The 19,074-nt window shown below is 72.2% G+C and carries 15 protein-coding genes and 2 tRNA genes; 12 read left to right on the top strand and 5 right to left on the bottom strand.

Annotation, left to right across the window (positions count from 1 at the left end; all coding sequences use genetic code 11):
• Positions 1-263 precede the first annotated feature (263 nt).
• Positions 264-590, top strand: coding sequence for a hypothetical protein (locus tag IN07_RS25835; protein WP_052091283.1), 327 nt, complete (start codon positions 264-266; stop codon positions 588-590).
• A gap of 136 nt (positions 591-726) precedes the next feature.
• Here the strand turns inward: IN07_RS25835 and IN07_RS14455 are convergent.
• Positions 727-800, bottom strand: a tRNA-Gly gene (locus IN07_RS14455).
• A 76-nt stretch (positions 801-876) separates the two neighbouring features.
• On the opposite strand from IN07_RS14455, the gene IN07_RS14450 reads away from it, so the two are divergent.
• From IN07_RS14450 to clpX, 5 genes are all read left to right on the top strand, one after another.
• Positions 877-950 (top strand) — tRNA-Pro (locus IN07_RS14450).
• A gap of 95 nt (positions 951-1,045) precedes the next feature.
• Complete coding sequence (tig, locus tag IN07_RS14445) at positions 1,046-2,485, top strand: trigger factor (RefSeq protein ID WP_036336718.1); 1,440 nt, start codon at positions 1,046-1,048, stop codon at positions 2,483-2,485.
• Positions 2,486-2,809: 324 nt separating this feature from the next.
• A complete protein-coding gene (locus IN07_RS14440) occupies positions 2,810-3,460 on the top strand; it encodes an ATP-dependent Clp protease proteolytic subunit (RefSeq protein ID WP_036336715.1) in 651 nt (216 codons plus the stop codon).
• Between the two features lie 2 nt (positions 3,461-3,462).
• Positions 3,463-4,095: an ATP-dependent Clp protease proteolytic subunit gene (locus IN07_RS14435; RefSeq protein ID WP_036336713.1), complete on the top strand. Its 633-nt coding sequence runs from the start codon at positions 3,463-3,465 to the stop codon at positions 4,093-4,095.
• 320 nt (positions 4,096-4,415) lie between these two features.
• Positions 4,416-5,690 carry an ATP-dependent Clp protease ATP-binding subunit ClpX gene (clpX, locus tag IN07_RS14430; protein WP_036336736.1) on the top strand — a complete coding sequence of 425 codons (1,275 nt, stop codon included), beginning with the start codon at positions 4,416-4,418 and terminating at the stop codon, positions 5,688-5,690.
• 127 nt (positions 5,691-5,817) lie between these two features.
• On the opposite strand, the gene IN07_RS14425 is transcribed toward clpX, so the two are convergent.
• Both IN07_RS14425 and valS read right to left on the bottom strand, forming a co-directional pair.
• A complete protein-coding gene (locus tag IN07_RS14425; protein ID WP_052091282.1) occupies positions 5,818-6,603 on the bottom strand; it encodes a DUF559 domain-containing protein in 786 nt (261 codons plus the stop codon).
• Positions 6,604-6,924: 321 nt separating this feature from the next.
• Positions 6,925-9,510 (bottom strand): valine--tRNA ligase, encoded by a 2,586-nt coding sequence (valS, locus tag IN07_RS14420; RefSeq protein WP_036336712.1) that lies wholly within the window; start codon positions 9,508-9,510, stop codon positions 6,925-6,927.
• 19 nt (positions 9,511-9,529) lie between these two features.
• Between valS and IN07_RS14415 the strand changes: the two genes are divergently transcribed.
• Both IN07_RS14415 and IN07_RS14410 read left to right on the top strand, forming a co-directional pair.
• Positions 9,530-10,927 carry a bifunctional folylpolyglutamate synthase/dihydrofolate synthase gene (locus tag IN07_RS14415; protein WP_036336711.1) on the top strand — a complete coding sequence of 466 codons (1,398 nt, stop codon included), beginning with the start codon at positions 9,530-9,532 and terminating at the stop codon, positions 10,925-10,927.
• The gene (locus IN07_RS14410; RefSeq protein WP_036336709.1) at positions 10,924-11,313 is read left to right on the top strand and encodes a DUF4233 domain-containing protein; all 390 of its coding nucleotides are present in this window, start codon (positions 10,924-10,926) and stop codon (positions 11,311-11,313) included. Before IN07_RS14415 ends, IN07_RS14410 begins: the two co-directional genes overlap by 4 nt.
• 5 nt (positions 11,314-11,318) lie before the next feature.
• Here the strand turns inward: IN07_RS14410 and IN07_RS14405 are convergent, their stop codons facing one another.
• Together IN07_RS14405 and IN07_RS14400 are read right to left on the bottom strand one after the other, a co-directional pair.
• A complete protein-coding gene (locus tag IN07_RS14405; protein WP_156119201.1) occupies positions 11,319-11,813 on the bottom strand; it encodes a Clp protease N-terminal domain-containing protein in 495 nt (164 codons plus the stop codon).
• A gap of 43 nt (positions 11,814-11,856) precedes the next feature.
• Entirely contained in the window at positions 11,857-12,078 is a 222-nt protein-coding gene (locus tag IN07_RS14400) for a helix-turn-helix domain-containing protein (protein ID WP_036336706.1), read from the bottom strand.
• Between the two features lie 72 nt (positions 12,079-12,150).
• Between IN07_RS14400 and ndk the strand changes: the two genes are divergently transcribed.
• The 4 genes from ndk to IN07_RS14380 all read left to right on the top strand — a co-directional run bounded on the left by ndk (position 12,151) and on the right by IN07_RS14380 (position 19,058).
• Entirely contained in the window at positions 12,151-12,570 is a 420-nt protein-coding gene (gene ndk, locus IN07_RS14395; protein WP_036336704.1) for a nucleoside-diphosphate kinase, read from the top strand.
• Between the two features lie 115 nt (positions 12,571-12,685).
• Positions 12,686-14,614 carry a TIGR03960 family B12-binding radical SAM protein gene (locus IN07_RS14390; protein ID WP_036336702.1) on the top strand — a complete coding sequence of 643 codons (1,929 nt, stop codon included), beginning with the start codon at positions 12,686-12,688 and terminating at the stop codon, positions 14,612-14,614.
• Positions 14,614-15,381: a TIGR03936 family radical SAM-associated protein gene (locus IN07_RS14385; protein ID WP_036336700.1), complete on the top strand. Its 768-nt coding sequence runs from the start codon at positions 14,614-14,616 to the stop codon at positions 15,379-15,381. The genes IN07_RS14390 and IN07_RS14385 overlap by 1 nt, the downstream gene beginning before the upstream one ends.
• Positions 15,382-15,668: 287 nt before the next feature.
• On the top strand, positions 15,669-19,058 hold the full coding sequence (locus IN07_RS14380; RefSeq protein WP_052091281.1) for a ribonuclease E/G: 3,390 nt from the start codon (positions 15,669-15,671) through the stop codon (positions 19,056-19,058).
• Positions 19,059-19,074 lie beyond the last annotated feature (16 nt).

The raw sequence follows: 19,074 nt of genomic DNA, 5'->3' as shown, positions 1-19,074 counted from the left end.
CCGGGGGGTCAAAGTTCAACCGGCGCCAGGGGGTCAGTCTTCAGTCGGCATCGACACCGCCGCCCTGTCGCCCCGCGTGGTGACGTGCGGGTCGCTGTCCAAGGCGCACGGCGCACGGCGCACCGGGCCTGCGGCTGGGCTGGCTGACGACGACGGACGCCCACCTGTACGAGCGGCTGCGGAACGCCAAGTTCCTCACCACGATCGCCTGCTCCGCGCCCGATGAGTTCCTCGCCGTCCAACTGCTGCGCCGACGCAGCGAGGTGCTCGCTCCACGGGCGGCACTGCTGCAGCGTGCACTTGCCGAGCTCGAGCAGTGGCTGGGCGATCAGCCCCTGGAGTTCGTCCGCCCTGACGGAGGAGCGCTGTGCTGCCTGCGACTGCCTCGCGACCTCGTGCCCGACGGCGCCGTGCCCGGCTTCTACGCCCGGCTCGCTCAGAACGACGCCCGAGTCGCCCCTGGCTCGTGGTTCGGCGAGGATGACCGGGTCTTCCGGCTGGGATTCGGCCACCTCCAACAACCTGACTTCACCGAGGCCCTCGCCCGGCTGGCGGCGGCGCTGCAGCCCGACAGCCGGACAAACTCTTGATCAGTACTCGTTGTCTCGTGCCGGGTCTGATGGAGGCTCCTCGGCCGGAAGGACGAGAGTCATAGCGGCACCGCAACCGCCTCAACGGGAAGCGGAGTCGCGGGACACCTGTGAACGGTGTCCCGCGACATCGCAGTGGAGCGGGTGACGGGAATCGAACCCGCACAGTCAGCTTGGAAGGCTGGGGCTCTACCATTGAGCTACACCCGCATGCGTACCGCGGCAGCCTAACCCGTGCCCGCGCGGCGCCGTCCGCAGGCCGTCGGCCTAGACTTGCCGGTGGCCACGGGGTGTAGCGCAGCTTGGTAGCGCACCTGCTTTGGGAGCAGGGGGCCGCAGGTTCAAATCCTGTCACCCCGACACCGCCGCGAGGTCTGGAAGACTCGCGGGCACGATCGGCCGCCGTCCCCACGGAGGCCGCGCCCACCCCCGTCGTACCTGAGGAGCACGCCGCTGTGAAGAGCACCATCGAGAACCTGGGCCCGACCCGGGTCCGGCTCGCGATCGAGGTGCCGTGGAGCGACCTGGACCACGCCTTCGGTGAGGTCTACAAGGAGCTGGGCAAGCAGGTGCGCGTTCCCGGCTTCCGCCCCGGCAAGGTCCCCAACCGGGTCCTCGACCAGCGCATCGGCCGCCCGGTCGTGCTCGAGCAGGTCGTCCAGCACGCCGTCCCGGAGGTCTACTCCGAGGCGATCCGGGAGAACCAGGTCCGCGTCATCAGCCAGCCCGACGTCGAGGTCACCCGCCTCGACGACGGCGAGGCCCTCGCCTTCACCGCCGAGGTCGACGTCGCCCCCACCCTCGAGCTGCCCCCGCTGGACTCCCTGGCGGTGACCGTCGACGACGTCGAGGTCACCGACGAGGAGATCGACCAGCAGATCACCGTCATGCGCGAGCGCTTCTCCACCCTCTCCGGTGTCGAGCGCGCGGCCGAGGACGGCGACTTCGTCTCCATCGACCTGGAGGCCACGCTCAACGGCGAGGTCCTCGAGGACGGCAGCACCACCGGCATGTCCTACGAGGTCGGCTCGGGCAACCTGATGCAGGGCCTGGACGAGGCCGTGCGCGGGCTGTCCGCCGACGAGAGCGCCACCTTCTCCACGGCCCTCCTCGCCGGCGACCAGGCCGGTGAGATGGCCGACGTGACCGTCACCGTCCGGTCGGTCAAGGCCAAGGAGCTGCCGGAGCTGGACGACGAGTTCGCCTCGATCGCCAGCGAGTTCGACACCCTGGCCGAGCTGCGCGAGGACGTCCGCACCCGGCTGGCCCGCACCAAGGTGCTGCAGCAGGGCGGGCAGGCCCGCGACAAGCTGGTCGAGCACCTGCTGGAGACCATCGAGGTCCCGGTGCCGGAGAAGCTGGTCGAGCAGGAGCTCAGCTGGCGCAGCCAGGCCATGGAGCGCGAGCTCCAGCAGGCCGGCATGGACTGGGACGCCTACTTCTCGATGGCCGAGGTCGAGAGCCGCGAGGCCTACGACGCCGAGATGCGCGAGAACGTCGAGAAGGCGGTCAAGACGCAGTTCGTGCTCGACTCCATCGCCGACGCCCGCGAGGTCACCGTCGACAACGAGGACCTCTCCGCGCAGATCATGGCCCAGGCCCAGCGCAACCGGGTCAGCCCCGAGCAGTACGCCCAGCAGCTCCAGCAGGGCAACAACATCGCCGAGTTCGTCGCCGACGTGCGGCGCACCAAGGCGCTGGCCCAGCTGCTGGAGGAGACGACGATCACCGACGAGTCGGGCAACGTCGTCGACCTGGAGGCGCTGCGTCCGCGCACCGTCGCCGCCGACTCGGCCGACGCCGAGGACGACGCTGCTGAGGCCGCCGAGGCCGAGGTCGTCGAGTCCGACGCGGTCGAGGAGACCGACACCGAGGAGACGGCCGGCAAGGCCTGACCCACCGCGACACCCTGCGCCGCCCGTACCCCGTTGGGTACGGGCGGCGCTGTCGTTCCGGCGTGCCGTCCGGGTCGGCGCCTCGCAGGTCGGCGCCGGTGTCGCTGCGCCCACGGCGAACACCGGCCCGCGCCGGGAGGAACCGGTCGGGGGTGCGCGTTAGGGTCGACGTGACACTCAGGCAAGCCTGAAGGACGACCACACGAGGCCGCACTGACGACCGGCACCGAGGGTCGTCCGCAGCGTCGTCGGTCGCCCCCGACCACCGGCCAACCCGTTCCACGAGACCGACTGCACCGCAGTCCTACGGAGGTCACCGCACCCGTGAGCAACTCAGACCTGATCACCGCCAGCGCGCCGCTGATGCGCGCCGGCGGCTCGATGATGAACCTCAACGACTCGGTCTACGAGCGCCTGCTGCGTGAGCGGATCATCTTCCTCGGCAGCCAGGTCGACGACGTCATCGCCAACCAGCTGGCCGCGCAGATGCTGCTGTTGTCCGCAGAGGACCCCAAGCGCGACATCCACCTCTACATCAACTCGCCCGGCGGCTCCGTCACCGCCGGCATGGCGATCTTCGACACGATGCAGTTCATCGACTGCGACGTCGCCACCTACGCGATGGGCCTCGCCGCCTCGATGGGCCAGTTCCTGCTCACCGCCGGGACCAGGGGCAAGCGCTACTCGCTGCCCCACACGCGGATCCTGATGCACCAGCCCTCGGCCGGCGTCGGCGGCACCGCCTCCGACATCGCCATCCAGGCCGAGCTCTTCCGGAGCACCAAGCACCAGCTCAACGAGCTGCAGGCGCAGTTCACCGGGCAGACGGTCGAGCAGATCGAGAAGGACTCCGACCGCGACCGCTGGTTCACCGCGCAGGAGGCCCTCGAATACGGCTTCGTCGACCACGTGGTGACCCGCGCAGAGTCCATGACCTCGACCGACAACCCGGTCACCGACGGACCGGAGAAGTGACCATGAGCAGCAGCTTCGAGATGCCCTCCAGCCGGTACATCCTGCCCTCCTTCGTGGAGCGCACGAGCTACGGCATGAAGGAGTCGAACCCGTACAACAAGCTCTTCGAGGAGCGCATCATCTTCCTCGGGGTGCAGGTCGACGACGCCTCGGCCAACGACGTCATGGCCCAGCTGATCACGCTGGAGTCCAACGACCCCGACCGTGACATCACGATGTACATCAACAGCCCCGGTGGCTCGTTCACCGCGCTGACGGCCATCTACGACACGATGATGTTCGTCCGCCCCGACATCCAGACCGTCTGCATGGGCCAGGCCGCCTCCGCGGCCGCCGTCCTGCTGGCTGCCGGGACGAAGGGCAAGCGACTGGCGCTGCCGTACTCCCGGGTGCTGATCCACCAGCCCTCCGGCGAGGCCGGCGGTCAGGTCACCGACCTGGAGATCCACGCGCGGGAGATCGAGCGGGTGCGGGTGCAGATGGAGAGCATCCTGGCCCGGCACACCGGGCAGTCGCAGGAGCAGGTCCGCAAGGACATCGACCGGGACAAGATCCTCACGGCCCAGGAGGCCATGGAGTACGGGATCGTCGACCAGGTCATCCAGAGCCGCAAGCTCAACGCCCTGCCGGCCTGACGCAGTGATGGGACGGGCCGAGGGTGCGCGTGTCGCGCTCTCGGCCCGTACCGTTCTCCCATCCGGCGTCCCGGTGTCCTCCGGACGGCTCAGCCGGGTCGCGGGGGAGGGCCGGGACGGGTGTTACGGGCCGGGCGACCCGGGTGAGTTCCTGCCCGGGAACGTCGGATCAGCCGGGTAGGTTCGGCGAACGCCCGATCCCCGGTCCACGACCGCAGGGGCACCGGACGCCAGCGGGAAGGGCGTCGACGAGGGCATGACACAGCACGAACCAACGGGACCGCAGCAGCGTCGTCCCATTCGAGGTGGAGGTCAGCCAGGTGGCACGTATCGGTGAGAGCGGCGACCTGCTCAAGTGCTCGTTCTGCGGGAAGAGCCAGAAGCAGGTCAAGAAGCTCATCGCTGGCCCTGGGGTGTACATCTGCGACGAGTGCATCGACCTCTGCAACGAGATCATCGAGGAAGAGCTCTCGGAGTCGTCGGACCTCAAGTTCGACGAGCTGCCCAAGCCCAAGGAGATCCACGACTTCCTCGAGCAGTACGTCATCGGCCAGGACCAGGCCAAGCGCACGCTCGCCGTCGCCGTCTACAACCACTACAAGCGGGTGCAGGCCGGCGGCACCGACCGGGGCCGTGACGAGGGCGTCGAGCTCGCCAAGTCCAACATCCTGCTGATGGGCCCGACCGGCTGCGGCAAGACGCACCTGGCGCAGACGCTGGCCCGGATGCTCAACGTGCCCTTCGCGATCGCCGACGCCACGGCGCTGACCGAGGCCGGTTACGTCGGCGAGGACGTCGAGAACATCTTGCTGAAGCTGATCCAGGCGGCCGACTACGACGTCAAGCGCGCCGAGACCGGGATCATCTACATCGACGAGGTCGACAAGATCGCCCGCAAGAGCGAGAACCCGTCGATCACCCGGGACGTCTCCGGCGAGGGCGTGCAGCAGGCGCTGCTCAAGATCCTCGAGGGCACGACCGCGTCGGTGCCTCCGCAGGGCGGGCGCAAGCACCCGCACCAGGAGTTCATCCAGATCGACACCACCAACGTGCTGTTCATCGTCGGTGGCGCCTTCGCCGGGCTCGAGGAGGTCATCGAGGCCCGTACCGGCAAGCAGGGCATCGGCTTCGGTGCCGAGGTGCGCGGCAAGGCCGAGGTGGAGAAGGCCAACGCCATCGCCCAGGTCATGCCCGAGGACCTGCTGAAGTTCGGCATGATCCCCGAGTTCATCGGCCGCCTGCCGGTGATCACCACGGTGCAAAAGCTCGACCGCACGGCGCTGATGAACATCCTCACCGAGCCGAAGAACGCCCTGGTGCGCCAGTACCGCCGGCTGTTCGAGCTCGACGGGGTGGAGCTGGAGTTCACCGACGACGCGCTCGAGTCGATCGCCGACCAGGCCATCCTGCGGGGCACCGGTGCCCGTGGGCTGCGGGCGATCCTGGAGGAGGTGCTCCAGTCGGTGATGTACGACATCCCCAGCCGCGAGGACGTCGCCACCGTCGTCATCACCCGCGAGGTCGTGCTGGAGCACGTGAGCCCCACCCTCGTGCCCCGCAAGCCCGCCCGCGCCCCCCGCGAGAAGTCCGCGTAGTCCCAACACCCACCTGACGGCCCGTTCCCCACCAGGGGAGCGGGCCGTCGGCGTCCCCAGCCCAGGGTGGTCGGGGTGATGTGCACTGCAGGCGCGTTCTGGCCCAGGAACCCGCCATAGCTGCACATCACCGGGCCTGGAGCAGGGCCTCCCGCGCCGCGCAGACGGCCAGGATCTCCCGACGGCACCCCGCCGGGTCGGTCGTCAGCCGGCGGTAGCTGAACCGGAGGACGACCCACCCGCACGCCGCCAGCGCGACGTCCCGTCGGGTGTCCCGCTCTCGGGCCTCGGCGCTTCCGTGGAAGGCGGCGCCGTCCAGCTCGACGGCCACCTTCAGGCGCAGGACGGCGGCGTCCAACCGCACCGTGCCGGAGCGGAGCCGGACGGGGTGCTGCTGGACGAACTCGGGCATCCCGGGCCCGCGCAGGACGTGCTGCACTCCCCACAGCTCCAACTCGCTCTGACTGCCGTCCTCGACAGCGGCGATCAACCGGATCAGGGTGCGACGGCCGGGGAGCGCGGGACGCACGTCGGCCTCCGACCGGAGGTCCTGGGCTCTGGCTCGCCCGTCGCGGAGTGTCTCGATGACAGCTGCCCGCGCCAGCTCGACCAGCCGCGGCTCGGTGGGCCGACCGTGCGCCGACCCCCAAGTGTCGACCACAGCACGGCGCACCGAGGTCACCGGGTAGGGCCCCCAGGCCGCCCGGTCCAGCCGCTGGACACGGTGGGTGGTGACCGCCTGCAACACCGGAGCCCGGCGACCGGCTCGGATGGACACGTGCACCTGGGGGAGTGCGGGCGCCACGCCCCAGACGGTCAGTGCGCTGGTGTGGCTGAGCACCCCGTCCGTGGCCAGGACGGCGGCCAGCGCGCGGACCCGCCACTCACCCGCGCGTTCGGGGAGGACGACCACCCCCCGGGTGCGGGCGTTCCAAGCGGCCGGCTCTGACCCAGGTCCCGACGGTGTGTCGGTCCACGCGGCCGGCCAGGTCGACGACGCGCGTGACGCCGTCCCGACCGAGGAGGGCAGCGATGTCGTGAGCCATGCGCGCCACACTCGGTCACCGGCAGCAGCCGAGGTGCTGTCGCTCTGCATCTGTGGACCACCGCGGCAGCTGTGGAAGGTGACGATGTGCGGCCGCGGCGCACCCCGGCCGCAGTACCTGCCGTCAGTGCACATCACCGGCAGGCGCCGCCAGCTGCCACCCGGAGGTCGGGCAGCAGCCGGGCGGCGTCAGGCCTCGGGGGCCTCGGCGAGGACGACGTCGACGCGGAGGGGGCCGTCGCCGGCGACGACGGTCAGTTCCGCGATCCGGCCGGCGTCGACCAGGTCACCCCGGGCGGCCTCGACCGCGGCCACCCGCGCCTCGGGCACGGTCACCGTCGTCGTCGCCACGTCGGTGCGCATCGAGGTCTTCGCGTCGGACTTCGCCTTGCGGACGAGCGACAGGACCTCGGCCGCGGCCGTCACTACCGCCGGGTCGCCACCGGTCGGCAGCTCGGTCGCGGTCGGCCACAGCGCCCGGTGCACCGAGCCGGTCTGCCACCAGGACCAGACCTCCTCGGTGACGAACGGCAGCACCGGGGCGAGCAGTCGCAACTGCACCGACAGTGCCAGCGCCAGCGTGGCCTGCGCGGAAGCAGCCGCGGGGCCAGAGCCGTAGGCGCGGGTCTTCACCAGCTCCACGTAGTCGTCGCAGAAGGACCAGAAGAACGACTCGGTGACCTCGAGCGCCCGGGTGTAGTTGTAGGCCTCCATCGCCGCGGTCGCCTCGTCGACCACCTGGGCCAACGAGGCGAGCAGCCCGCGGTCGATCGGCTCGGTGACCGCCTCGGCCGTCAGATCGGGAGAGGCGCCCAGCCCCAGCACGAACTTCCCGATGTTGAGCACCTTCATGGCCAGCCGGCGGCCGACCTTCATCTGCGCCTCGTCGAAGGGCGAGTCCGCACCCGGCCGGGCGCCCGCGGCACGCCAGCGCACCGCGTCGGTGCCGTAGCGCTCCAGCACGTCGATCGGGGTGGTCGCGTTGCCCTTGGACTTCGACATCTTCTTGCGGTCGGGGTCGACCACGAAGCCGGAGATGGTCGCGTGCGTCCACGGCACCGTGCCGTGCTCGAAGTGCGCCCGGACGACGGTGGAGAACAGCCAGGTGCGGATGATGTCGTGCGCCTGGGGCCGCTGGTCCATCGGGAAGACGTGCGCGAACAGCTCCGGGTCGGTCTCCCAGCCCGAGGCGACCTGCGGCGACAGCGATGAGGTGGCCCAGGTGTCCATGACGTCGGGGTCGGCCATGAACCCGCCCGGCACGCCCCGCTGGTCGGCGGTGAACCTCTCCGGGACGTCGGAGGACGGGTCGACCGGCAGCGCCGACTCCGGCGCCAGGATCGGCGCGGAGTAGTCGGGCTCGCCCTCGGGGTCCAACCGGTACCAGACCGGGAACGGCACACCGAAGAAGCGCTGCCGGCTGATCAGCCAGTCGCCGTTGAGCCCCTCGACCCAGTTGTCATAGCGGTGCCGCATGTGCTCGGGCACCCACTGGATCTCCCGGCCGCGAGCCAGCAGCGCGTCGCGCAGGTCGCCGTCCCGCCCGCCGTTGCGGATGTACCACTGCCGCGTGGTGACGATCTCCAGCGGGCGCTCGCCCTTCTCGAAGAACTTCACCGGGTGGGTGATCGGCTTCGGGTCGCCGACCAGGTCGCCGGACTCACGGAGCAGTTCGACGATCCGCTGCTGCGCGCTGAAGGAGGTCTTGCCGGCCAGCTCGGCGTACACGTCGGCGGGGACGTCGGCCGGCGGGTCGGCGATGAACCGGCCGTCCCAGCCGATGACGGCGCGGGTCGGCAGCTGCAGCTCCCGCCACCAGGTGACGTCGTTCAGGTCGCCGAAGGTGCAGATCATCGCGATGCCCGAGCCCTTGTCCGGCTCGGCCAGCCGGTGCGCCACGACCGGCACCTCGACGCCGAACAGCGGCGTCGTGACGGTCTTCCCGAACAGCGGCTGGTAGCGCTCGTCGTCGGGGTGGGCGACCAGGGCGACGCAGGCCGGCAGCAGCTCGGGGCGGGTGGTCTCGATGAACACCGGGCCTTCGGGGCCGGCGAAGCCGATCCGGTGGTAGGCGCCCGGGCGCTCCCGGTCCTCCAGCTCGGCCTGGGCGACCGCGGTGCGGAAGGTGACGTCCCAGAGGGTCGGCGCCTCCTGGGCGTAGGCCTCACCGCGGGCCAGGTTGTGCAGGAACATCTTCTGCGCGGTGGCGCGCGAGGACTCCGAGATCGTCCGGTACACGTTCGACCAGTCGACCGACAGGCCGACCCGGCGCCACAGCTCCTCGAAGGCGTCCTCGTCGACGGCGGTGAGCCGCTCGCACAGCTCGACGAAGTTGCGCCGGGAGATCGGCAGCTGGTCCTTGCCCGGCTTCTCCGGCGGCGTGAAGTCCTCGTCGTAGGGGAGCGAGGGGTCGCAGCGCACGCCGTAGTAGTTCTGCACCCGCCGCTCGGTGGGCAGGCCGTTGTCGTCCCAGCCCATCGGGTAGAAGACGTGCTTGCCGCGCATCCGGTGGTAGCGGGCGACGATGTCGGTGTGGGTGTAGCTGAACACGTGGCCCACGTGCAGCGACCCGCTGGCTGTGGGCGGCGGGGTGTCGATCGCGTAGGTCTGCGAGCGGGGGGCGGAGAGCGCGGCGTCCCGGTCGAAGGCGTACGTGTCGCCCTCGGCCCAACGGGCCACCCACTTCTCCTCCAGCCCGTCGATCGAGGGCTTTTCGGGTACGCCGCCGGTGCTCCCCGGGGGAGTGCTGTCCAGGGATCGGGTGTCGGCAACCATGACTGGCATCCTAGGAGCGATGAGCACCTCCCTTTCCCGTGACCTGGCCCGGGTCGAGCAGGCGCTCCTGGCGCGGTGGCCGGAGAACCGGCTCGAGCCGTCGCTGACCCGCATCTCCGCCCTGGTCGACCTGCTGGGCTCACCGCACCGTGCGATGCCCGTCGTCCAGGTCACCGGCACCAACGGCAAGACGACGACGGCGCGGATGGTCGACGAGCTGCTGCGCGGCTTCGGCCTGCGCGTCGGCCGCTTCACCAGCCCGCACCTGGAGTCGATGCGCGAGCGGATCGTGCTCGACGGCGAGCCACTGCCGGCCGAGCGCTTCGTCGAGGTCTACGACGACATCGAGCCCTACGTGCAGATGGTCGACGCGGGCAGTGACGTCCCGATGTCCTTCTTCGAGGTGATGGTGGCGATGGCCTACGCCGCCTTCGCCGAGGCGCCGGTCGACGTCGCCGTCATCGAGGTCGGCATGGGCGGCACGTGGGACGCGACCACCGTCGCCGACGCCCGGGTCGCCGTCGTCACGCCCGTCTCTCTGGACCACGCCGAGTACCTGGGGCCCGACGTCGCCACGATCGCCGCCGAGAAGGCCGGGATCATCAAGCCGACCTCCGGGGACGGCGTGCTGCCCGACGGGCGCCCGGACGGCGGCGTCGTCGCGGTGCTCGCCCACCAGCCGGCCGGCGCGCTGGAGGCCTTGGTCCGGCGGGCGATCGAGGTCGACGCGACCGTGGCCCGCGAGGGCACCGAGTTCGGCGTGCTGGAGCGCCGGGTCGCCGTCGGCGGCCAGCAGGTGCGGCTGCAGGGGCTGGGCGGGGAGTACGACGAGGTCTTCCTGCCGCTGTTCGGCGCGCACCAGGCGCAGAACGCGGCCGTGGCGCTCGCTGCCGTGGAGGCGTTCCTGGGTGCGGGGTCGGCCACCGGCCCGGTCGCCCAGGACGTCGTCCGGGAGTCCTTCGCCGCGGTGCGCTCGCCCGGCCGGCTGGAGCGGGTGCGCACCTCCCCGGCGGTGCTCGTCGACGCGGCGCACAACCCGGCCGGGATGCGGGCCACGGTCGAGGCGGTCCGGGAGTCCTTCGACTTCACCCGGCTGGTCGGCGTCGTCGGCTGCGTCCAGGGCAAGGACGTCAGCGGCATGCTGGCCGAGCTGGAGCCGCTGTGCGCCGAGCTGGTGGTCACCCAGAACAGCTCTCCGCGGGCGGTCCCGGCCGACGAGCTGGGGGCGCTGGCGGTCGACGTGTTCGGGGCCGACCGGGTCAGCGTGCACCCGCTGCTCACCGACGCGCTGGAGTCGGCGATGGAGCTGGCCGAGGCCGGTCCCGACGACGCGCTCGGTGGGTCCGGCGTGCTGGTCACCGGCAGCGTGGTCACCGCGGGGGAGGCCCGCAGCCTGCTCCGCGGCAAGCGGTCATGACGGCACCCGACCCGGTCCGCGCCGGCAAGGCCCTCGGTGGAGCTGCGGCGGCGATCCTGCTGCTGGAGGGGATCGCCGTCCTCTTCGTGCCGCGGGGCATCGCCCAGACCGGAGAAGGGCTCACCGGCACCCGGCTGACCGTCCTGCTCGTGCTGGCCGTGCTGCTCGTCCTGGCCAGCGGGCTGCAGCGCCGTCCGCAGGGTCTGCTCATCGGCACGGCACTGCAGGTGCCGCTGGTGCTCACCGGGCTGCTCAGCGGGGCGATGTGGCTGGTCGGCGGCATCTTCGTGGCGATCTGGCTGTACCTGCTGCAGGTCCGCAAGGAGCTGCTCGGCTCGCCCTTCGGACCGCCGCCGGCGGCACCCCCGGCGCCGCCCGCCGGCTGACGGCGCTACGCCGCCGAGGCGTCCCCGAGCTGACCGCGCAGCCGGTCGGCGTCGGTGCCCAGCTGCTGGAGCACCCGCCGCACCACCGGGTCGCCGACGGTGAGCAACCCGGCCAGCAGGGCACCGCTGTCGATGACCCGGGCCCGGCGGCGCAGCTTCGACCGCAGGACGTGGCGCAGCGACTCCTCCAGGGCGCGCTTGCTCCCATCGGCGAACGGCAGGTGACCGGACGGTTCCGGGCCACCGCGGTCCAGCGCGCCCGGGCCGAAGGCGGACTCGGCAGCAGCCCGCACCTGGTCCAGGTCTATGCCGATGGCGGCCAGTGCGTCGGCGTCCAGCGCGCCGTTCGAGCGTGCCAGGGCCGCCTCGACGGACCCCAGGTCGGCGCCGGTCGCCCGCAGCGCCTGGCCCCCTCGACCGGGGTCGGCCGTCAGGGCCAGCAGGAGGTGCACCGGCTCGACCTGGTCGGCGTGCAGCCAGCGAGCCTGTGCCTGTGCCATGACGACCACCTGACGGGCCTCTCGGGTGAAGCGCTCGAACACGTCAACGGTCCCTTCTCGAGGTGGCGTGCTTCTTGTGGACGGCCTGCTTGCTGACGCCCAGGGCGTCGGCGATCTGCTGCCAGGACCAGCCGCGCGCCCGGGCGTTGCCGACCTGGAGCACCTCGAGGCGGTCGGCGAGGTCGCGCAGCGCGCGGATGGCACGGAGCCCGGTGTCCGGGTCGTCGGCCGCGGCGGCGGTGGTGACGTCGGTGGGGGAGGCCATGTCGTCAACCTAGATTGACAGCCGTGAGCTGTCAACCTGGATTGACAGTCGACGTCCCGTACGCTCCCGGGCGTGTCTGCACCCACTGCTGAGCGTTCGCTGGTCCTGGTCAAGCCCGACGGCGTTGCCCGCGGCCTGGTCGGCCAGGTCATCGCCCGCCTGGAGGCCAAGGGCCTGCGCCTGGTCGCCGCCGAGCTGCGCACCCTGACCACCGAGGTCGCCGAGGAGCACTACGGAGAGCACCGCGAGCGGCCGTTCTTCGGCTCGCTGGTCGAGTTCATCACCGGGGGGCCGCTGCTGGCCCTCGTGGTCGAGGGGCCCCGGGCCATCGAGGCATTCCGCGCGCTGGCCGGCGCCACCGACCCGGTGAAGGCCGCCCCCGGCACGATCCGCGGCGACTTCGCCCTCGAGGTGCAGGCCAACATCGTGCACGGCTCCGACTCGCCCGAGTCGGCCGCGCGCGAGATCGCGCTGTTCTTCCCGGCTCTCTGAGGGAGGACCCCCTCGCCCCCCACCACTCGCGAGCTCGCGGTGGGCCCCGGCGAGGGGGTCTGAGGGCCGAAGTCGGGACTTCGGCCCCTGGGGCAGCGGCTACCCTGGGCGGGTCATGACTGTGGAATCGCTATACCCCCGCCTCGAGCCACTCCTCGCCCAGGTGCAGAAGCCGATCCAGTACGTCGGTGGCGAGCTCAACGCCCAGGTGAAGCCGTGGGACGACGTCGCCGTCCACTGGGCGCTGATGTACCCCGACGCCTACGAGGTCGGGCTGCCCAACCAGGGCCTCATGATCCTCTACGAGGTGCTCAACGAGCGCCCCGACGCCCTGGCCGAGCGCACCTACGCCGTCTGGCCGGACCTGGCCGGGCTCATGCGCGAACACGGGGTCGGCCAGTTCACCGTCGACGCCCACCGCCCGGTGCGGGAGTTCGACCTGCTCGGCGTCAGCTTCGCCACCGAGCTGGGGTACACCAACCTGCTCGAGGCGCTCGACCTCGCCGGTGTCCCGCTGCACGCGGTCGACCGCGACGAGAGCCACCCGGTGGTCGTCGCCGGTGGTCACGCCGCCTTCAACCCCGAGCCGGTCAGCGACTTCGTCGACTGCGCGGTGCTCGGCGACGGCGAGCAGGTCGTCGGCGACATGACCGACGTCGTCGCCGCCTGGAAGGAGCAGGGCCGCCCCGGAGGACGGGTCGAGCTGCTGGCCCGGCTCGCCCGCGTCGACGGGGTCTACGTGCCCCGCTTCTACGGGGTCAGCTACGCCGCCGACGGCACGATCGCCGAGGTGCGGCGCACCCGGGACGACGTCCCGGCCAAGGTCGCCAAGCGCACCGTGATGGACCTCGACGAGTGGCCCTACCCCAAGCAGCCGCTGGTCCCGCTGGCCGAGAGCGTGCACGAGCGGATGAGCGTGGAGATCTTCCGCGGCTGCACCCGGGGCTGCCGGTTCTGTCAGGCCGGGATGATCACCCGCCCGGTCCGCGAGCGCACGATCACCGGCATCGGCTCGATGGTCGACGCCGGCCTCAAGGCCACCGGCTACGAGGAGGTCGGGCTGCTCTCGCTGAGCAGCGCCGACCACTCCGAGATCGGCCAGCTGGCCAAGGAGCTCGCCGACCGGTACGAGGGCACCAACACCGGCCTGAGCCTGCCCAGCACCCGGGTCGACGCCTTCAACGTCACCCTGGCCAACGAGCTCTCCCGCAACGGCCGCCGCTCCGGGCTGACCTTCGCCCCCGAGGGCGGCAGCGAGCGGATCCGCCGGGTGATCAACAAGACCGTGTCCAAGGAGGACCTGGTCCGCACGGTCACCACGGCCTACGCCAACGGCTGGCGCCAGGTGAAGCTGTACTTCATGTGCGGCCTGCCCACCGAGACCGACGAGGACGTGCTGGAGATCGCCGAGCTGGCGGTCGAGGTGATCCGCGCCGGCCGGGAGGCCAGTGGCAGCAAGGACATCCGCTGCACCGTCTCCATCGGTGGCTTCGTGCCCAAGCCGCACACGCCCTTCCAGTGGGCCGCCCAGGCCAGCGCCGAGACGATCGACCACCGGCTCAAGATCCTGCGCGAGGCGATCAACGCCGACCGCCGGATCGGCCGCTCGATCGGCCTGCGCTACCACGACGGCAAGCCCGGCGTCATCGAGGGGCTGCTGTCCCGCGGCGACCGCCGGGTCGGCCGGGTCATCGAGCGGGTCTGGCGCGACGGTGGGCACTTCGACGGCTGGAGCGAGCACTTCTCCTACCAGCGCTGGGTCACCGCCGCGGCCGAGGAGCTGGCCGCGTTCGGGGTCGACCTGGACTGGTACACCACCCGGGAGCGCACCGAGCACGAGGTGCTGCCCTGGGACCACCTGGACTCCGGGCTGGACAAGGAGTGGCTCTGGGACGACTGGCAGGACGCGATCTCCGAGGACGAGGTCGGCGACTGCCGCTGGACCGGCTGCTACGACTGTGGCGTCTGCCCGACCATGGGCACCGACATCCAGATCGGGCCCACCGGGCGCAGCCTGCTGCCCCTGACCCCCGTCGGCCGGTAGTGGCCCGCACCCCGGACGGCCCACCGCCGCCGCCCACCGTGCAGAAGCTGCGGCTGCGCTACACCAAGCGCGGTCCGCTGCGCTTCGCCTCGCACCGCGACCTGGCCCGCGCCCTGGAGCGGGCGCTGCGCCGCGCGCAGGTGCCGATGGCGTTCTCCGCCGGCTTCAGCCCGCACCCGAAGATCTCCTACATGGGGGCGGCGCCGACCGGTGCGGCCTCGGAGGCGGAGTACTTCGAGATCGGGCTGTCCGCGCGGCGCGACCCGGAGCAGGTGCGGGCTGCACTGGACGCCTCACTGCCCCCGGGCATCGACGTCCTGGAGTGCGTCGAGGCCGTCGAGGGCAGCGGGTCCCTGGCCGACCGGCTGGACGCCACCCGGTGGCGGATCGACCTGCCCGGGGTGGACGCCGACGAGCTCTCCGCGGCGGTGCAGGCCTTCCTCGCCCAGGAGGTGGTGCTGGTCGCGAAGCGGACCAAGAACGGCACCAAGGACGTCGACGCGCGGGAGGCCGTCGTCTCCGCCGCGGTCGCTGTTGAGGCAGGTTGTGCCATACTGCTCGTGGTCGTACGGCAGCTCACGCCGACCGTGCGACCGGATGACGTGATGGCCGCTCTGGCTGCCGTCGCCGACCTGCACCCGCCGTTGCCCGCCCGGGCCGTGCGTGAGGCGCAGGGCCGGCTCGACGACAGCGGTGACGTCGCCGATCCGCTCGGGCCCGACCGCGTGGCCAGTTCCCGCTGCCAGGGGGAGCCGGCTCAGGTCTGACCCGGTCGGACCCGGATGCGCCCGGCGTCGCCTGCGACACGTCTGCCAGCCGTGGCGCTGCACCACCTGAACTCGGCACCACCTGATCTTTCGGACCACCGCACCACCCGTGTTCAGCACGCTGCACCACCGGGCCCCAGCCGCACCGGCCGGGGCGCGGACCAGACTTCGCGGGCCGGGCAGAACCGCCGCTCCCAGCGGCCGCCCGATCCGCCCAACCCACGTTCCTGCGCGGCCGCCAGTCGGAGACGATCGGCGCCCGGGGACGCACAGGAGGCGAGCCCTTCGTGGCCGACCACAACGACAACGAGAACAGCACCGACACCAGCGCCGCGGACGGATCGGCGTCCAGCGCCGATCTGCTCGGCGGCCTCGCCGCGGAGCCGGCCACGGATGACGGGTCGCCCGCGGAGCCGGACACCGAGCCGTCGGCCGACGACCTCTCCGAGGAGCAGGTCGAGGTCCCGGTGGCCGAGGCGGTCACCCCCCAGCCCGAGCACGAGCTCCCCAGCTTCGGGGCACAGTTCAGCTCGCCCGAGCCCACCACCGTCACCGCCCGGCCCCGCCGCCGGGCCACCCGGCCGGCCGTGACCGCCGACCCCGACTCGGTCGAGCCCCCGGCACCGCAGCTCTCGCCGGTGGCCCCCGCCTTCGTCAGCTTCGTGGCCCCCGAGCCCGAGGTCGCGGCACCGCGCCGCCGCAGCCGCCGTCCCCAGGCCGAGTCGCCGACCGAGTCGACCGACGCGGACGCCGGCCGGACCGACGACCGCCCGGCCACCGACGAGCGCGACGAGGAGCAGGCACCGCCGCGGCGTTCCCGCAGTCGTCGCCGCAGCGCGGCCGAGAGCGAGCCGGTCGAGGCCGAGACCACCGAGACCACCGAGACCACCGAGACCGACGAGCCGGACCTCGAGGACTCCGACGACCGTGACGGCGAGGACGGCGGCTCCTCGGGCAGCCGCCGTCGGCGCCGGGGCCGTCGGGGCCGCGGCCGTGGCCGCACCGGCGAGGACGGCACCGACGGCGACCGCGACGACGAGGACACCGACACCCCGGCCGGCGCCGAGGAGTCCGACGACAGCACCGAGCCCGAGGGCCAGGACGACGAGGGCGAGGACGACGACGCCGCCGAGGGTGGCTCGGGTTCGAGCACCCGCCGTCGCCGCCGGCGTCGTCGCCGCGGCAGCAGCGGCGAGAACGGCAGCAGCGAGGACAGCACCGAGGACGCCGACGACCGTCCCGAGCGGGCCGGCCGCAACGGCCGCACCTCCAGCGACGACGACGTCCGCGGCGTGGCCGGCTCCACCCGGCTCGAGGCCAAGCGCCAGCGCCGCCGGGAGGGCCGCGACGGTGGCCGTCGCCGCGCGCCGATCCTGAGCGAGTCGGAGTTCCTGGCCCGGCGTGAGGCCGTGGACCGGGCGATGGTCATCCGCCAGCAGGGGGAGCGCACCCAGATCGCCGTCCTGGAGGACGACGTCCTGGTGGAGCACTACGTCACCCAGGCACAGGCCACCTCGTTCGCGGGCAACGTCTACCTGGGCCGCGTGCAGAACGTGCTGCCCAGCATGGAGGCCGCCTTCGTCGACATCGGCAAGGGCCGCAACGCCGTCCTGTACGCCGGTGAGGTCAACTGGGACGCCGCCGGCCTGTCCGGGAAGTCCCGCTCGATCGAGACCGCGCTCAAGTCCGGCGACAAGGTCCTGGTCCAGGTGACCAAGGACCCGATCGGCCACAAGGGCGCCCGGCTGACCCAGCAGGTCAACCTGCCCGGCCGCTTCCTGGTCTACGTGCCCGGTGGCTCGATGACCGGCATCAGCCGCAAGCTGCCGGACAAGGAGCGCCAGCGGCTCAAGGACATCCTGAAGAAGATCGTCCCCGAGGACGCCGGCGTCATCATCCGCACGGCCGCGGAGGGCGCCTCGGAGGAGGAGCTCACCCGCGACGTGGCCCGGCTGCAGGCGCAGTGGGAGGTCATCCAGACCAAGGCCTCCTCGACCAGCAACGCGCCGACGCTGCTCTACGGCGAGCCGGACCTGGCGATCCGGGTCATCCGCGACGTCTTCAACGAGGACTTCAAGCGGCTGGTCGTCCAGGGCGACGACGCCTGGGACACCGTCGAGGCCTACGTCGCACACGTCTCCCCGGAGCTGTCCGAGCGGCTGCAGCGCTACACCGGCACCGGCGACGTCTTCCGCGACCTGCGGATCGACGAGCAGCTGATGAAGGCGCTGGACCGCAAGGTGTGGCTGCCCTCGGGTGGCTCGCTGGTCATCGACCGAACCGAGGCGATGACGGTCGTCGACGTGAACACCGGCAAGTTCGTCGGCTCCGGCGGCAACCTCGAGCAGACCGTCACCCGGAACAACATCGAGGCCGCCGAGGAGATCGTCCGCCAGCTCCGGCTGCGCGACATCGGCGGGATCATCGTCATCGACTTCATCGACATGGTCCTGGAGAGCAACCGCGACCTCGTGCTGCGGCGGCTCACCGAGTGCCTCGGCCGCGACCGCACCAAGCACCAGGTCGCCGAGGTGACCTCGCTGGGCCTGGTGCAGATGACCCGCAAGCGCGTGGGTCAGGGCCTGCTGGAGGTCTTCTCCGAGCCGTGTGACCACTGCCGCGGTCGGGGTGTGCTGGTGCAGGTCGACCCGGTGGACGAGAAGAAGCGGTCCAGCGGCAACGGCGGCGGCAACGGCGCCGGCGGCAACGGCGCAGCCGGCAACGGTGGCGGCGGTCGCAACCGGGGCGACTCGGGGAACGGGTCCGGCTCGGGCAGCGGCTCGGGCAGCGGTGCCGGCTCCGACAAGGGCCGGGACAAGGGCCGGGACGACCGGCCCAAGGACGCCGACGTCCCGACCCCCGTCGCCGAGGAGACCACGCCGGTGACGGTGGAGGCCGCCCCGGCGACGGTGGAGGCCGCCCCGGCGGGCGACGTGGCCGACGTGCCGGGCGGCGACGCCGCCGAGACCGGCGGCGGTCGCGGGCGTCGCAGCCGGGGTGGCCGGGACCGTGGCTCCCGGGGCGGCAACGCCACCGAGCGCGGTCCCGTGGACGCCGGTTCGCCGGCCCCTGAGGTCGACCAGGGCCCGGCAGCGGACCAGACGGCCCTGGACACGGCGGACGAGGGCTCCGCGACGTCCCGTCGCGAGGACCCGGCCGCGGGCTGGGACGTCGCAGACGCCATGGCGCTGCAGGGCGGGGCGTCCTTCGACGAGCCCGCTGCGGGTGAGCAGGCCGCGGGGGAGCAGGTCGCCGAGCCGACGACCGAGCCGGCCGGTGAGGGCCGTGGCCGTCGCAACCGGGGCCGCCGCGGCCGTGGGTCGGCCGAGGCCCGTGGGGCCGAGGACGCTGCGGTCGCCGAGGCGCCCACCGCCGAGGCACCCGCTGACGGGGCACCCGCCGACGAGGAGCCGCTGCCCGCCGGCGAGACGGCCGTGCAGGTGGTCGCCGAGGAGCCGACGCCCGCCGAGGAGTCGACGCCGGACACCGTCCTCGCCGCTGCGGTGGCGGCGCCGACGTCCGCCCCGGACGTCCCGGCTGCGGCTGCGGAGCGGTCGGAGTCGACCGTCGCCGTGGCGCCCGAACCGGTCGCCGAGCCCGTGGCCGACCAGGACGTGCCGGTGGTCCGGCCGCGGCGCCGCAGGGCCGCCTCGCGGCCCGCAGGCCCGCCCGCCTGACCGAGGACCCCGGGCA

The organism is Modestobacter caceresii, from assembly GCF_000761485.1.
Classification (GTDB): domain Bacteria; phylum Actinomycetota; class Actinomycetes; order Mycobacteriales; family Geodermatophilaceae; genus Modestobacter; species Modestobacter caceresii.
This window is presented reverse-complemented; position numbering and strand designations above follow the sequence as displayed.

What these genes read in the sequence shown, in the direction of transcription:
- IN07_RS14435 (WP_036336713.1), top strand. Translation starts at nt 3,463, where the DNA reads ATGAGCAGCAGCTTCGAGATGCCCTCCAGCCGGTACATCCTGCCCTCC.
- valS (WP_036336712.1), bottom strand. Translation starts at nt 9,510, where the DNA reads ATGGTTGCCGACACCCGATCCCTGGACAGCACTCCCCCGGGGAGCACC.
- IN07_RS14415 (WP_036336711.1), top strand. Translation starts at nt 9,530, where the DNA reads ATGAGCACCTCCCTTTCCCGTGACCTGGCCCGGGTCGAGCAGGCGCTC.
- IN07_RS14410 (WP_036336709.1), top strand. Translation starts at nt 10,924, where the DNA reads ATGACGGCACCCGACCCGGTCCGCGCCGGCAAGGCCCTCGGTGGAGCT.
- IN07_RS14405 (WP_156119201.1), bottom strand. Translation starts at nt 11,813, where the DNA reads ATGGCACAGGCACAGGCTCGCTGGCTGCACGCCGACCAGGTCGAGCCG.
- IN07_RS14400 (WP_036336706.1), bottom strand. Translation starts at nt 12,078, where the DNA reads ATGGCCTCCCCCACCGACGTCACCACCGCCGCCGCGGCCGACGACCCG.
- IN07_RS14390 (WP_036336702.1), top strand. Translation starts at nt 12,686, where the DNA reads ATGACTGTGGAATCGCTATACCCCCGCCTCGAGCCACTCCTCGCCCAG.